This window comes from Exiguobacterium sp. s95, from assembly GCF_018618655.1.
In the GTDB taxonomy this organism is placed as follows: Bacteria; Bacillota; Bacilli; order Exiguobacteriales; family Exiguobacteriaceae; genus Exiguobacterium_A; species Exiguobacterium_A oxidotolerans.
This window is the reverse complement of the sequence record NZ_JACSMM010000003.1, coordinates 202,115-215,848: the sequence shown is the minus strand read 5'-3', so window position 1 is coordinate 215,848 and position 13,734 is coordinate 202,115. Positions and strand designations below refer to the sequence as shown.

18 protein-coding genes are annotated in these 13,734 nt (G+C 45.2%); 2 read left to right on the top strand and 16 right to left on the bottom strand.

Going from position 1 to position 13,734, the window contains the following annotated elements:
- Nucleotides 1-102: 102 nt before the first annotated feature.
- The 13 genes from gcvPB to KNP99_RS08265 form a co-directional block, all read right to left on the bottom strand.
- The gene (gene gcvPB / locus KNP99_RS08325; protein ID WP_088836604.1) at nt 103-1,581 is read right to left on the bottom strand and encodes an aminomethyl-transferring glycine dehydrogenase subunit GcvPB; all 1,479 of its coding nucleotides are present in this window, start codon (nt 1,579-1,581) and stop codon (nt 103-105) included.
- Complete coding sequence (gene gcvPA / locus KNP99_RS08320; RefSeq protein ID WP_215193164.1) at nt 1,574-2,920, bottom strand: aminomethyl-transferring glycine dehydrogenase subunit GcvPA; 1,347 nt, start codon at nt 2,918-2,920, stop codon at nt 1,574-1,576. Before gcvPA ends, gcvPB begins: the two co-directional genes overlap by 8 nt.
- A 13-nt stretch (nt 2,921-2,933) precedes the next feature.
- Nucleotides 2,934-4,016, bottom strand: a complete 1,083-nt coding sequence (gene gcvT / locus KNP99_RS08315) for a glycine cleavage system aminomethyltransferase GcvT (protein WP_214805186.1) — start codon at nt 4,014-4,016, stop codon at nt 2,934-2,936.
- A gap of 182 nt (nt 4,017-4,198) precedes the next feature.
- Entirely contained in the window at nt 4,199-4,513 is a 315-nt protein-coding gene (locus KNP99_RS08310) for a hypothetical protein (protein WP_214805183.1), read from the bottom strand.
- Nucleotides 4,510-4,995: a shikimate kinase gene (locus KNP99_RS08305; RefSeq protein WP_088836600.1), complete on the bottom strand. Its 486-nt coding sequence runs from the start codon at nt 4,993-4,995 to the stop codon at nt 4,510-4,512. Before KNP99_RS08305 ends, KNP99_RS08310 begins: the two co-directional genes overlap by 4 nt.
- Nucleotides 4,988-5,221, bottom strand: coding sequence for a hypothetical protein (locus KNP99_RS08300; RefSeq protein WP_251133072.1), 234 nt, complete (start codon nt 5,219-5,221; stop codon nt 4,988-4,990). The genes KNP99_RS08305 and KNP99_RS08300 overlap by 8 nt, the downstream gene beginning before the upstream one ends.
- A gap of 35 nt (nt 5,222-5,256) precedes the next feature.
- Nucleotides 5,257-5,688 carry a hypothetical protein gene (locus KNP99_RS08295; RefSeq protein ID WP_251132500.1) on the bottom strand — a complete coding sequence of 144 codons (432 nt, stop codon included), beginning with the start codon at nt 5,686-5,688 and terminating at the stop codon, nt 5,257-5,259.
- A complete protein-coding gene (locus KNP99_RS08290; protein WP_214769941.1) occupies nt 5,573-5,929 on the bottom strand; it encodes a type II secretion system protein in 357 nt (118 codons plus the stop codon). The genes KNP99_RS08295 and KNP99_RS08290 overlap by 116 nt, the downstream gene beginning before the upstream one ends.
- 6 nt (nt 5,930-5,935) lie before the next feature.
- Nucleotides 5,936-6,397: a prepilin-type cleavage/methylation domain-containing protein gene (locus KNP99_RS08285; RefSeq protein WP_239456852.1), complete on the bottom strand. Its 462-nt coding sequence runs from the start codon at nt 6,395-6,397 to the stop codon at nt 5,936-5,938.
- Nucleotides 6,366-6,677 carry a competence type IV pilus major pilin ComGC gene (locus tag KNP99_RS08280; RefSeq protein ID WP_088836598.1) on the bottom strand — a complete coding sequence of 104 codons (312 nt, stop codon included), beginning with the start codon at nt 6,675-6,677 and terminating at the stop codon, nt 6,366-6,368. The genes KNP99_RS08285 and KNP99_RS08280 overlap by 32 nt, the downstream gene beginning before the upstream one ends.
- Before the next feature lie 20 nt (nt 6,678-6,697).
- Nucleotides 6,698-7,636, bottom strand: coding sequence for a type II secretion system F family protein (locus KNP99_RS08275; protein WP_251132126.1), 939 nt, complete (start codon nt 7,634-7,636; stop codon nt 6,698-6,700).
- Between the two features lie 17 nt (nt 7,637-7,653).
- Complete coding sequence (locus tag KNP99_RS08270; protein ID WP_251133071.1) at nt 7,654-8,499, bottom strand: ATPase, T2SS/T4P/T4SS family; 846 nt, start codon at nt 8,497-8,499, stop codon at nt 7,654-7,656.
- 57 nt (nt 8,500-8,556) lie between these two features.
- Entirely contained in the window at nt 8,557-8,943 is a 387-nt protein-coding gene (locus KNP99_RS08265; RefSeq protein WP_029332995.1) for a Spx/MgsR family RNA polymerase-binding regulatory protein, read from the bottom strand.
- Between the two features lie 225 nt (nt 8,944-9,168).
- Here KNP99_RS08265 and KNP99_RS08260 point away from each other — a divergent pair, with 225 nt between their 5' ends.
- Complete coding sequence (locus KNP99_RS08260) at nt 9,169-9,432, top strand: DUF2626 family protein (RefSeq protein WP_012369782.1); 264 nt, start codon at nt 9,169-9,171, stop codon at nt 9,430-9,432.
- 53 nt (nt 9,433-9,485) lie between these two features.
- Here KNP99_RS08260 and KNP99_RS08255 read toward each other — a convergent pair whose 3' ends face one another.
- On the bottom strand, nt 9,486-10,103 hold the full coding sequence (locus tag KNP99_RS08255; protein WP_088836596.1) for an MBL fold metallo-hydrolase: 618 nt from the start codon (nt 10,101-10,103) through the stop codon (nt 9,486-9,488).
- Between the two features lie 167 nt (nt 10,104-10,270).
- On the opposite strand from KNP99_RS08255, the gene KNP99_RS08250 reads away from it, so the two are divergent.
- The gene (locus tag KNP99_RS08250) at nt 10,271-10,450 is read left to right on the top strand and encodes a DUF2759 domain-containing protein (RefSeq protein ID WP_029332993.1); all 180 of its coding nucleotides are present in this window, start codon (nt 10,271-10,273) and stop codon (nt 10,448-10,450) included.
- 155 nt (nt 10,451-10,605) lie between these two features.
- On the opposite strand, the gene KNP99_RS08245 is transcribed toward KNP99_RS08250, so the two are convergent.
- Together KNP99_RS08245 and KNP99_RS08240 are read right to left on the bottom strand one after the other, a co-directional pair.
- On the bottom strand, nt 10,606-12,531 hold the full coding sequence (locus tag KNP99_RS08245; protein WP_034801229.1) for an LTA synthase family protein: 1,926 nt from the start codon (nt 12,529-12,531) through the stop codon (nt 10,606-10,608).
- A gap of 216 nt (nt 12,532-12,747) precedes the next feature.
- Nucleotides 12,748-13,704, bottom strand: a complete 957-nt coding sequence (locus KNP99_RS08240) for an ROK family glucokinase (protein WP_215193163.1) — start codon at nt 13,702-13,704, stop codon at nt 12,748-12,750.
- Between the last annotated feature and the right edge of the window lie 30 nt (nt 13,705-13,734).

The following is a 13,734-nucleotide window of genomic DNA, read 5'->3' as shown; positions in this document are numbered from 1 at the left end:
TAAAAATGGAATCATCGGTCATTTAATTAATGTCGACCGGAAACGTCCGTCATAGGAATCGATCTTAGTCTGACTTACGAGTCAGTTCGTTTTCAGTAACCGTTATGCATGGACTTCCTGTTTCGGCTCATAACGCAACACCGGTTTACGCGCTGCCAACGTCTCGTCCATCCGTTTGACGACCGTTGTATGCGGTGCGTTCAGGACGACGTCTGGCGTTTCTTCGACTTCACGTGCGATTTGGAGCATCGCGTCACAGAACGCATCGAGTGTTTCTTTCGATTCCGTTTCCGTCGGCTCAATCATGATACACTCTTCGACATTCAACGGGAAATAGATTGTCGGTGGATGGTAACCGAAATCAAGCAGTCGTTTTGCGATATCAAGCGTCCGCACGCCAAGTGCCTTTTGGCGACGACCCGACAAGACGAACTCATGTTTACAATAGACATCATACGGTGCGTCATATGCGCCTTTGAGGCGTGCTAACATATAGTTTGCGTTCAAGACAGCTTCTTTCGAGACACGGGCGAGACCTTCTCCGCCCATCGTCCGAATGTAGCTGTAGGCGCGGACATTAATCCCGAAGTTTCCGTAGAATGGTTTGACACGTCCGATTGCATCTTTGCGATCATAATCAAGGATGAATCCTTCGTCTGTTTTTGCGACGATCGGTTTCGGTAAATAAGGGATTAAGTCTTGTTTGACACCGACCGGACCTGAACCAGGACCACCACCACCGTGAGGGCCGGTAAACGTTTTGTGGAGGTTCAAGTGAACAACATCGAAGCCCATATCGCCGGGACGTGCAATCCCCATGATGGCATTCGAGTTTGCTCCATCGTAATACAATTTCCCGCCTGCTTCATGGACTGCTTTTGCGATCTCGACGATATCCGATTCAAACAATCCGAGCGTGTTCGGGTTCGTCAACATTAAAGCCGCTGTATCGTCTCCCACTTTGCTCTTTAAGTCTTCTAAGTCAACAAGACCTCGTTCATCTGACAAGACCGTCACGGTATCAAATCCTGCGACAGACGCCGATGCCGGGTTCGTGCCGTGTGCCGAGTCTGGAACGAGTACTTTCGTCCGTTTGAAGTCGCCGCGCGCATGATGATAGGCTTTGATCAACATCAATCCAGTCCACTCTCCGTGTGCCCCTGCTGCTGGTTGAAGCGTCACTTCATCCATTCCCGTGATGACTGCTAACTTTTCTTGTAAGTCATACATCAAACCGAGCGCTCCTTGAATGCTCTCAACCGGTTGAAGCGGATGAATGTGGGCAAACCCGGGAAGTCGTGCCATATCTTCATTGATTTTAGGATTGTATTTCATCGTGCATGAACCGAGCGGATAGAACCCGGAATCCACACCGTGGTTTCGGTTTGAAAGTGCCGTGTAGTGACGGACAAGATCCAGTTCCGAAACTTCCGGTAACGCGACATCTTCTTTTCGTACAAAAGAAGCTGGCAACATGTCTTCGATTGCTTCTTCTTCGACCGTCGCGAGTGGTAACGCATATGCGACACGACCGGGTTTTGAGATTTCAAAAATCAATGTTTGTTCACTTGATTTATGCATGAGTTAATCCCCCTAACGCTGACACGAATTGATCGAGCTCTTCTTTCGTCCGTAATTCTGTTGCACAGACAAGCATTTCACGACTTCGTTTTGCGTCGTATGTGCCGAGCGGCAATCCACCGATAATTCCCGCTTTAAGCAATTGACGACTTGCTTCTTCCGCATCAATCGGTAATTCGACGACGAATTCATTAAAGCTCGGTCCATCATCGACGATGCGGAAGCCGGCTGCTTTCAATGATTTTTTCAAGGCATGTGCCGTTTGCAAGTTGCGGACCGCTAAATCACGAATCCCTTGTTTTCCGAACGCGCTCATCGCGATCGATGCCGCCAATGCGTTCAACGCTTGGTTGGAACAAATATTTGATGTCGCTTTATCACGACGAATGTGCTGTTCGCGAGCTTGGAGCGTCAAGACGAAACCGCGTTTGCCATCCTCATCCATTGTCTGACCGACGAGACGACCCGGAATTTTACGCATTAAGGCTTTTGTCGTCGTGAAGTAGCCACACGTCGGTCCACCAAAACTTTGGGGAATCCCGAACGGTTGGCAATCGCCAATCGTAATATCCGCACCGAGTTTCCCAGGTGCTTCAAGCAGTCCGAGGGCAAGCGGATTGGCCGAGACGATAAATAAACCGCCTTTTGCATGTGTTGCATCTGCTAACGCTTGTAAATCTTCGACGCGTCCATAAAAGTTCGGGTATTGGACGATGACACATGCGATATCATCAAGTCCGTCTAATTGTTCGATTGCCGTCTCGCCGTCCCGTAACGCAAGCGTCTCGACATCGAGCCCCGGCCCTTTCGCATACGTCCGAACGACATCATGTGCTTCCGGATGAACCCCATCCGACAAGACGATCGTCTTTTTCTTTTTATGGGCACAGGCAAGCATTGCCGCTTCCGCTAGTGCTGTAATGCCGTCGTACATCGATGAGTTCGCGACATCCATTCCTGTCAATTCACAAATCATCGTCTGAAACTCGAAAATCGCTTGCAGTTCCCCTTGTGAGATTTCAGGTTGATAGGGTGTATACGCCGTATAGAATTCTGAACGCAACAACATATGATTGACGACAGCCGGTGCATAGTGATCGTAAATGCCTGCACCGAGGAACGATGGATATTGCTTCGTATTCATATTTTGGTCAGCAAGCTTCGAGAGTGTCCGAATCAAATCTGTTTCCGGTAGCGGAATCCCGACTTCTTCTAACGTCCCTTGGTCGCGGACAGCGGCTGGAATATCTGCTAGTAAATCTTCAATCGAATTTGCACCAATCGTCTGTAACATCTCTTTTTCATCTTCTTGCGTCATCGGTAAATAACGAAAATCCATCTATAAGTCCCCCTTAGTTGGCTCGACGATAAAACGGTGTGTTCACACGTTTTGCGGCTAGTTTCTTTCCACGTACTTCCACTTCGAACTGGTCCTCTGTCGCATATTCTGCTGGCACGAGCGCCAAGGCAATGGCTTTACCGATTGTCGGCGGCAACGTCCCTGTCGTCACAAAACCAACAGTCTCTCCATTCAGTAAAACCGGAGCATCCTGACGGACAATCCCTTTATCGACGAGTTCAAGTCCAATCAAACGGCGTGGTGCGCCTTGTTCTTTTTGTTGTGCGAGCACATCTGACCCGATGAATTTTTTCGCTTGTGGTTTGACGGCAAACCCCATCCCTGCTTCGATCGGTGAAATCGTCGCCGATAACTCATGACCATAGAGTGGTAAACACGCTTCAAAACGTAAAGTATCACGCGCGCCAAGACCACATGGAACGACACCTGCTTCAAGTAGTGTCTTAAAGACATGTTCTGCATCTGCTGCCGGCATATATAACTCGAATCCATCTTCTCCCGTATAACCACTGCGCGAAACTAACATGTCGATGCCTGCCACTTTCCCGTAAACGAACCGGAAAAATTTAATTTCATTTAATGCGAGCTCCGTCATCGCCGACAGGACTTCTTCTGCTTTAGGACCTTGGACGGCAATCTGCCCATACGCATCCGATTGGTTTTCAAGTAACACGTTTCCTTCTAGATACGAACGAAGATGCGCTTCATCTTTCTCGATATTCGAGGCGTTGACGACTAGTAAATATTTTTCCTCTTCCAGTCGATATACAAGCAAGTCATCGACCGTCCCACCATCTTCTTGACATAAAACATTGTATTGAGCCTGTCCAATAGCGATCTTAGAGATATCATTCGACAGCGTCTTTTGAAGAAACGCTAATGCTTCAGGACCTGTCACTAACAATTCTCCCATATGAGATACATCGAACATCCCTACTTGTTCACGTACTGCAATGTGTTCTTCCTTGATTGATGAAAACAGAACCGGCATTTCAAACCCTGCAAAATCGACCATTTTCCCCATCGGTGCGATCGTTTCAAACAATGGCGTTCTCTTCAATGTCGTCTGACTCATACATATCCCCCTATTTACGAACATTTTATGTTCCTTTTCTCTTTAATGTTCAACTTTCATTTACATTCTATCAACTTCAAACCTATTTTTCTAGGTTTATTCGGAAATTGAACAAAACTAAAGAGAGAAAGGACGAAGTCCCTTCTCTCCTATTGTTTCACATTCGCTCAATGAAAGCCATTTCAAAATTGCTTGAGTCCAGCTGTATGTTGAACTTCTGTTGAAAGTCGTTGCCCTTCAACCATTAGTTGACGCGCCCCTTGCTCAACACGCTTCCCTTCACTCACAAGATGATCGACATTTCCTTTAATTTGATCAATCCGATTCGTCGTATGGTCGACGCCTGCCTGCAACGTTTGCTGACGGATCGTAAATCGCTCCAACAACTGTTTTACAAGCCGTAAGTCTTGTGAAATCTTCTTTTTATAAAGCACAAATCCATAAGCAACTAAGCCGAGGACCGCTACTACAATGATTCCAAGGTTAATCCAAATCATGACTTTTCCTCCAATACCGATTCTATTTCTGCCGTTAGCTCCCGAATCGATTTCATTCCCTCTAAACGAAGATCCGCACCGTCTGCATAGATAGGACGTCTGCGCATATACAAAGACTTCACAGTCTCGTACTTCCCCACTAAGGGACGATTTCGGTCCGACTCAATTCGTCTCCAAATCGAATCGAATGGTGTATCAATCCAGATTACCGTACCCGTTTCCTTCATCCATGTACGATTTTCGGGTCGTTCAATGATTCCACCACCTGTGATGACAATTTGAGATTGACTGTTTCGTAACAATTCGCTTTCGCGCGCTCGAAACCCTGCCTCACCATGTGCTGCAAAAAAATCAGCAATTGATTGACCATACTCTTGAACAAAACGTTCATCCAGTTCATCTACGTCATATCGTTCGCTTAACTTCCGACCAATCGCTGTTTTACCAGTTCCCATAAAGCCAATTACATAAACCTTATCCATCCGAAACGACCGCCTCGATTCTTTGTCCATTATCTAAGATTGCTTCCATTTTAAAGCCTTTATCCGTTCGGATACAAGTAACTCGTCCAATCTGATAACGGATCGTCTCATCTTGGCGACAGTCATGTGATGCCGCTCTGACAAGGGACTCGAGTTGAAGCGCCTCTTGCTCTAGCTTATACTGTTTGATGGTCTCATCCATCCGCATACAACCTAGTAGCATCATGGCACCAATTCCTATCAGAATCAATAAGGTTTGAATCAGGATGAACCCGGTTTCTTGCAGGCGTAAGTTCGAGACCGCTGATTGAGTTCGATTACGATTCGGGCACCGTCTTCTTTGATTCGATAATGCGTCACGTCGTGGGCATACGTCAGTTCGCCTCCAAACTCTTTTTTGAGCCGTATTTGATTTTGTACACGAACGAGCCGCCATTTAATCGGCTCCTCTCCTGGATCGACATCCCGCCCCCTCAGCTCTTCTCCTACTAATCCACACTCAATGCTGCGCCACATCAATCGTTCGACGGTATGAAAAAACAGGTCCTCTTCCATCCATTCTGTTTGGTTGGCGTTGCTAACGAGTTGTGTCATCGTCAATAATCCAAGGAGTAATAGAGGACTCAACCAAAGGACCATTGAAATTTCGAGGAGGGTCGTTCCGGATTCGGCTCGCAAGGCATAACGTTTCAAGACACCACTTCCCTTCCTCGACACGATACCCCGTCGAATCACCCGCCACTTGCTTCGATGCCATCTCGTCCAAGCGCCGTGTCTCAACAATTAACTGTGTTTTTTGTTTTTCGAAATTCAAGTAAGGATCAATCGCTAATACTAAGAACAAACTGATGGCGACAAGTGAGAGCATCACTTCAAGGAGAGTGAATCCACGCTCTTCCTCCGAGCAAACAACTCTTTTTACCTTTGACCGCATGCCATTTCACCTCATTTGTTGAATCAACATTTGATAATTTCCGAGGAGGAATTTTATTTCATATTCTTGTTTTGCTGAACGGCAGTACCAGGTCGAGGCATAGGTCGAATGATAACTTTTAAAGTAAATCACTCGCCCGGTCGTCGGGATGATACAACTATGACCAGGTTGAAACGTTCTCTGCCACAGGATTCGATCGTTCACCATGATAAAATATCCCGTTCCATCTGCACGCCATCGAAATTGAATGGTATTTTGATTATCCGTTTTGGAGTATTGCAGTAACCGTAACGTCTGAAAATCTTGCCGCATCATCGCAATGTCTTGTTCGAGTAAATAAATTGCCGGGCGCCGATCAATAACAGTCGGCAATAACAATAAGCACAACAGACCTGTAATCATTAAGACTCCACTCATTTCAATCAATGTAAACCCGTCACTTCGTAAGTTCGCCTGTTTTTGAATCATAGGTATACGTCTCCTGATCGCAGAGCAGTTCATTTGGTTTTTCAGCAGTACCACGGTTAATCGTCTGCAATGTTTCCGGATATTTTTTTTCTTTCGCATAATAAAGGTTGACCTCGGAACGAATGACACGGATGTTCGCTTCACAACTAACACCTTTCGCTTGATCTTTCCCGCTCGTCATCGTCGGAATTAATACGAGCAGCAATAGCGAAATAATTAATAAGACAGCAGCCATTTCAAGTAAAGTGAATCCACGTTCGTTTTTCAAGAATCGTCTCATAATCAAAACTCCTTCTTTCTTCAAAATGGAAGTTGTTGAATCGCCAGTTGGATCGGGTAGTACAAAATAAAAAATAAGCTGCCTGTCATGATCGTCAAGCCTCCATACAAGACCGGTTCAATCAACAGCAGTTTTTTCTCTAACTCTTCTTCAATCGATTCATGCAACAAACTGGCTTGTGCTAGCAATAATGGACCTAAGTCACCACTTTCTCGAGCAAGGTGAACGAGCCCAACGGTTTCAACATCAATGATTTGTTCTTGTAAGATGGCTTCAGATAACGAGGTGCCCGCTTGTTGATGTTGGTGAAGCATCGCGTACATTTGTTGTTTCTTTCCCGTCTGCCCCTGTTCAAGCGAGCGGAAAGCCTCTTCTAACGAGAAACCTGCGTCAATAAAGGAACCAATCTCAATCGTAAACAAGTAACTGTAATACAACTGAAGGAGTTTCTGAATGATTTTAAACTGTAATAGCCGTTTGACCGGAATCAGACGAAAGGTGAGAAGGAGGATTGAAAGTAACAGAATCGGAGTCGCTGCAAGGACGTACTTGGCTGAAGGATGTAAAATCAAGACTAAAAAGCGCGGAAGACTTTCTGGACTCGACATCTCGAGTAGGGAAGGAAACACGTAGAGGGCATAAAACATGAAAAGTAACATCAAGCTTGAGGCGAGGACGAGTGGATACCGCGCCATTTTCCAAAATTTCTTTTTCATTTGATTTTCTAACTCCAGCAAGCGAATGACCTGTTGTAAAATCATCAAGGGGCGTTCCGTTTGATCACCCACCTGAAGCAGACGTTGGAGCGAAGGGGACAAGGCGAGTGGTTCTAATGCGATGGATAACGGATTTCCGCTCTCTAACCGACGTTTGATTTCTTCAATGACCGGCAGAAGGATCGGCTCTTCGAATCGTTGTAAGATTTCTAACGTTTCTTTCGTCGAAATGCCTTTTGACAATAGTCGATGAAATCGGTTTAAAAAGCGACATTTGCTGTTCGTGTTAAGTTTTCTACTGTACAGTGGACATGCCCCTCCTCCCGGTAAAGATGAATGATTTTTTTACAGACCGCTAACTCCTCCCCTGAAATCCCTAGCGATTTTAAGCGTAACAACACTTCATTGACTGTTCCGGCATGTAAAGTAAATACGACGACGTGCCCACTAAGAGCAGCATTGATCGAGAGTCGTGCCGCTTCAGCAGTTCGAACTTCCCCAAAAGCAATCCAGTCCGGGTCTGCCCGAAGAATTTCCTCAAAACAACGTGTCGCGTCAAAACCGGCCTTTTCATTTAACTCAAGCTGTAAGACACCAGGCACCGTACATTCGACGGGGTCCTCGACAGAGATGATCCGCTTACCTTCCATCGATGCCATCAAGGAATAGAGCATCGTCGTCTTACCTGCCCCCGTCGTCCCAGAAATGATGATACAACCGTGACTTTGTTGTTGAAGCCATTCTAAATCCTCAATCGGATTGAGAAGCGTCGATGCAATCTCACTCGAGACAACCGCCCGGTAGAAGCGCCATGACATCGCGTCCCCGTGACGACTTGGTAAAATCGAGACCCGCATCCCGCTTTGGTCAACCGGATAGACACCACTTTGCGGAATCCGTTCATTTTGTTCTTTCAAGTTGGATTCATAGCGAATATGACTAACGATTGAACTGTATTGACTAAAAGGGATTGCTTCTTGTTCCTTTAATCCGTCGGCCGTCCTACAAATGACACGCGCCATCTGTTCATCTGGAACAAAATGCACATCGGTGACACCACCTTTTGCAAATCGCTGAATCAATTGACTGACAAGTTCTCTCAACATGACACCTCCTTACTTAAAAAAGTACAAAAAAAAAGAAGCCCGAACAACTCGGCTTCTTTAAGATACTTGGGCGATTAAGCGTGCTTTGCGCTTCGCTAGTGTTTCAAGACCTGGTTTATCATACCCGATTACGAGTTGTTTGCCATCAGTAATGATTGGACGACGTAACAGTTTCGGATTATCACTCATCAATCGGAGTAGTTCGCTTAATTTCATATCCTCTACATCAATCCCAAGATCTTTGAAAGCTTGGCTGCGTGTTGCGAGTAAACTTTCGATGCCGTCTGTCGATAATTTCAACAATTCCATCAATTCGTCCACTGTCGGAGCATTTCTGAACAGATGGCGTTCTTCTACATCAACATGTTCCTCTTTTAACCATGATTTCGTTTTACGACAAGATGTACAGCTCGGATACGTGAAAAATATCAACTCATTTGCCATTGTTGCTCCTCCTCTCAAAATATGCGCTTCTCATTACAGAAACTATACCACGGTTTTTTTACTTTGTACACCTTTTGTACAACTATTGTACAACTTTTTATTAAACTTCATCTTTTGTTCACAGTTATTCCTTAACAAACACTAGAACATGATGGACGGATGATTGTTTGCTTGGTAAAATAAGTACGTATATTGACTATCTGTCGGATTTAGGGGGTTATATGAATGGGGAGAATGTACCGCGTACTCGGATTTTGGACTGGAATCATTGCAGTCATGGCATTTATCGGCGCACTCGGCGGCGACGCGAGCTCAAGTGAGCATACGGATTCATTTTTAGTTATGGGCTTTGTCTTCTTGGCACAAACTGTCTTCTTTGCAGCATTAGGCTATCTTCGCCTAACTGAAAAAACGTATGTCTACATCTTTGCAGCTTACTTAACAGTATTCTTTATCGTCTTCACGTATTGGTCCAACTTCCAGATGTAAAATAAAAAAACGCCTTCTCTTCAATCGAAGAGAAGGCGTTTTTTTACACGTAATCAAAAGAACGGGTTGTTCTTAACTTCTTGACGCAATGTTGTCGTCGGACCATGTCCAGGGTAAAACGTCGTGTCATGCGGCAACTCAGCGATGATTCGATCAATCGAGCGCATCAACGTGTCTTGGTCGCCACCATGTAAGTCCGTCCGCCCAACACTCTGCTTAAACAACAAATCGCCGGCAAAGGCAACCCGTTCATTTTTGAAGTAGAACGTAACGCTACCAGGCGAATGCCCAGGCGTCTCGAGAACATGCATGTTAAAACTACCGATTGAGAGTGGTCCAGGCTCTAACCGATGCTCAGCCGGTTTGACTTTGACCGGCGGCACACCAAACTTCGACGATCCATTTAAATCGGGATTCGCCAACCATTTTGCTTCTTTTTGATGAAGATAGACTGGAGCCGATGTGAATCGTCTCAACATGTCAACGCCACCGATGTGATCAAAATGAGCGTGTGTTAAGAGGATTGCTTCGACTTGCGCGTTCCGCTGCTCGATTTCGTCAAAGAAACGCATATCTTCCGTTCCCGGATCAATGACGAGACATTTCCCATCTCGAAAAAGAAGGTATCCGTTTTCCGAGGCGATACCTGAAGTAATACTTACGATTTCCATATGATCAGACTCCTTTTAAACATCATTCTTTTCTACTATACACGAAATTGTCGAAACTTCCCTCTTCCCCCTCTCGACTTTAGGCGGATAGTCAGCTAAACTAAAAAGTGAGATTTAAGTGAAATCTTCGTGAACTTCATAACGTGATTTTTAAGGGGGAGTACGTCATGCATTTGGATCAACCAATCGGTTGGCTTTTCTTCATCGTAGCACTCGTCGGTGTTTGGGCCGTCGTCCGTTCACTTAAGAAACGCCAAATGTTTCCACTCGTATTTGCTGGACTGACTGTTGTACTATTCGGCTGGTTCGGTATTGCGACGCTGATTTTCGGTGGAATCCCATCGTAATCGTTGGATAAACATTAAAAAGGTGAGCTTTCTCGTCGAGAAGGCTCACCTTTTTTTGTCGTCATAAGTCTTGCGAAACGGATCGTACGAACAAAAGAAAGCCGAAATCCCTTAAGACGTAGAGGGATTTCGGCTATTTTAGTGTTTATCACGACTTATTTAGACTTTTGTAAGAAACGTAGCAAGTCACCGTAAATGACTTTGTCCGACAGACCGAGTTCTTTTTCAGACTGTTTGACTGCCTCTTTACAGATGGCTCCATTTTCTTCATCCGTCACTTCTTCACCTGTTTTCCGGTCATAACACGTTTCTTGTGTATAAACGGTTTTATCGGTAATGATAGACCCATCACGGAACAAGGCGTAATCTTTATGTTCTTTTGAGAACAAGTCTGTTCCGAATAAGACTTCATCCTTAAAGTCTTTTCCTAATAGGTGGAGCAACGTTGGTTTCATGTCGATTTGACTCGCCACTTCTTCGTGCTTCACACCTTTAGTTTGTCCTGGTAAGTGAATGACGAACGGAACACGTTGCAACTGAGCGACGTCATATGCCGTCAACTCATCTTTTTCGAGGAGTTCCGCCATCGCCGCGTTATGGTTCGTCGAGATTCCGTAATGGTCACCATACAACATGAAGATTGTATCGTCCCATGTACCATCCTCTTTCAGACCATCGATGAACTTACCGAGTGCCATGTCTTGGTATGCGAGGGCTTGGACATAATGATTCAATGTCGTCGAGCTCGTCTCAAGCGGTGGGACAAGTTCATCTTCCGGTTTCGGCATTTCGAACGGATAGTGGTTCGTCAATGTGATGAACTTCGAATAAAACGGACGTGGAAGATCTTTTAACATTGGTAACGACTGTTCAAAGAACTTGTCGTCGAGTAAACCCCACTCCGTTAAATCATCCGGGTTACCGAGATCATAATCGGTCTCCGAGAAGAAACGATCGACACCAAAACTATTGTAGACGATGTCACGATTCCAGAATGATTTATTGTTCGCATGGAACACGGCAGAATAATAGCCGTCTTCTTTTAACATCTCTGGTGTTGCCCGGAATTCATTTTCCCCATTCGTAAAGAACGCAGAACCACGCCCAAGTGGATAGATTGAATTCTCTAAGATGAATTCAGCATCCGATGTCTTCCCTTGTCCCGTATTATGGTAGAAGTTATCCCATGAATGTGACTCTTTAATTAATTTGTTTAAGTTCGGTGTGATTTCTTGGCCATTCGGCGCTTTCAGGCCAACCGCAAATGATTGGGCCGATTCGAATGACATCACGATGACGTTTTTACCTTCGTACTTGCCGAACATGACCGGGTTCGGCTCAGCATACTTCGACGCAACGAAGTTTTGAACTTCCGACAATTCAGAACTGTCCGCAAGAGCTTTTTGTGCTGATGTTTTTGATTGAATCAACGCGTCATACATATGGAAGTTAAACGTTCCGATATTTTTGACGAGTAGTTCGCGATCAAATGCCCGTGTCAATAGTTCCGGACGTTCCGTTTCCGCAAGTGCCAAGTTTCCAAGGAAGACAGCAGTTGCTGCGACGAACGCTAAAATCGCGCGTCCTCGTGACGCGACATTTTTAGACATGTCCATTTTCCGTAAGAAGAATGGAAGAATCAATAGATCGCCGACAATCAATAAGTCTGCCCATGTCAACAATGATGTAAGCGATGCTGAGACCGTCTCAGCATTTGATGTTTGGAACAAGACCGGTAACGTCAAGTAGTCATTGAAGAAGCGGAAGAAAATGATGTCCGCATAAAGAACGAGCGTCGCCAGGACGAGTATTCCGTAGATGAACCATTTTTGAACGTTACCACGGAAGAAGAAACTAAATCCAAACATGAAGAGCGCCGAACTGATTGGATTAATCAGTAAGATGAATGCTTGTGCTGAATTCGTAATCGGAACATCGAAAAACAGCGTGTATGCTACATACGTTTTTAACCAAATTAACAATGTCGCAATCCAAAAAAGTTTATGTTCTGTGTAGGTGCTTTTCACACCTTGGCCTACCTTTAGTCGCATGCGCGACCAAATGCCAGAGTCTTGCTGCATAAAAACCTGCCTCCTAATATACGTGTGTTCTTGACCTGGAACTTTTACACGTCAATCCATATTCTATTTATACCCGTATCACGTGAAAATTTTACGCTTACTTTTACAAAAATGCAACCTGAACAAAGCAGATACTTAACAATCACATACTTTCCTTACGTTTGTAAACAAAAAAAAGATTCGCAAAAGCGAACCTTTTTCTGAAATTTAATGAAATCATTTTTTCAAGAACATTTGTTTCGCAAGCCATGCACAACCGATGACACCTGCGTCATTCTCAAGTTCAGCAATTTTGAAAGTCGTCGACTCAAACACACGCGGTAACGCGAAGCGTTCAAATTGTTTTTTGAGCGGTACCATCAAAGCATCCCCTGCTTTTGAAACCCCACCACCGATAACGATCATTTCCGGATTGATGCTGTTCGCGAGATTCGAGATTGCTAATCCGAGATGGAACGTCACTTCCTCGATGACTTCCGTCGCAACCCGGTCGCCTTTCGTATAGGCATCGAAGACATCCTTCGCCGTCACGGCTTGAATATCGTTCAGAACCGTTTGCTGTCCTTTTCGTTTTTCGAGCCCGAGACGTGCCACACCTGTCGCAGAGGCGATCGTTTCAAGACATCCTTTTCGTCCACAACCGCACAGGACGCCGCCTTCTGCTAACATCGTGATATGCCCGATTTCTCCTGCCATCCCGACTGTCCCGTGAACGATTTGACCGTTCGTAATCAATCCACCACCGACGCCTGTCCCGAGTGTCACAGCAAGTAACTCCGTCGCTCCACTACCGGCACCTTTCCACATCTCACCAATTGCCGCTGCATTCGCATCATTTTCAATAACAGCCGGTAAACCCGTCAATCGTTCAAATTCACCAATCAACTCAAAGTTATTCCAACCGATGTTTACGGCACGTTCGACGACACCGGTATTAAAGTCGATGAAGCCTGGTGCACCGATTCCGGCACCAACGAAGTCTTCCGGACGTTTATTACTCTCTTTACATTTCTCAAAAAAAGATGTCGCGATGTCGCCTGGAATCTGTTCCCCATCATTCAGGATAACCGTCTCGATCTCCCATTTTTCAACGATGATGCCTTGTAAATCAAGAATTGCCATCTTGACTGTCGTTCCACCAATATCAATCCCGAGTAACCATTTCATCTGCATAGCTCCCTTATTCGTAAATGATTTCATCTC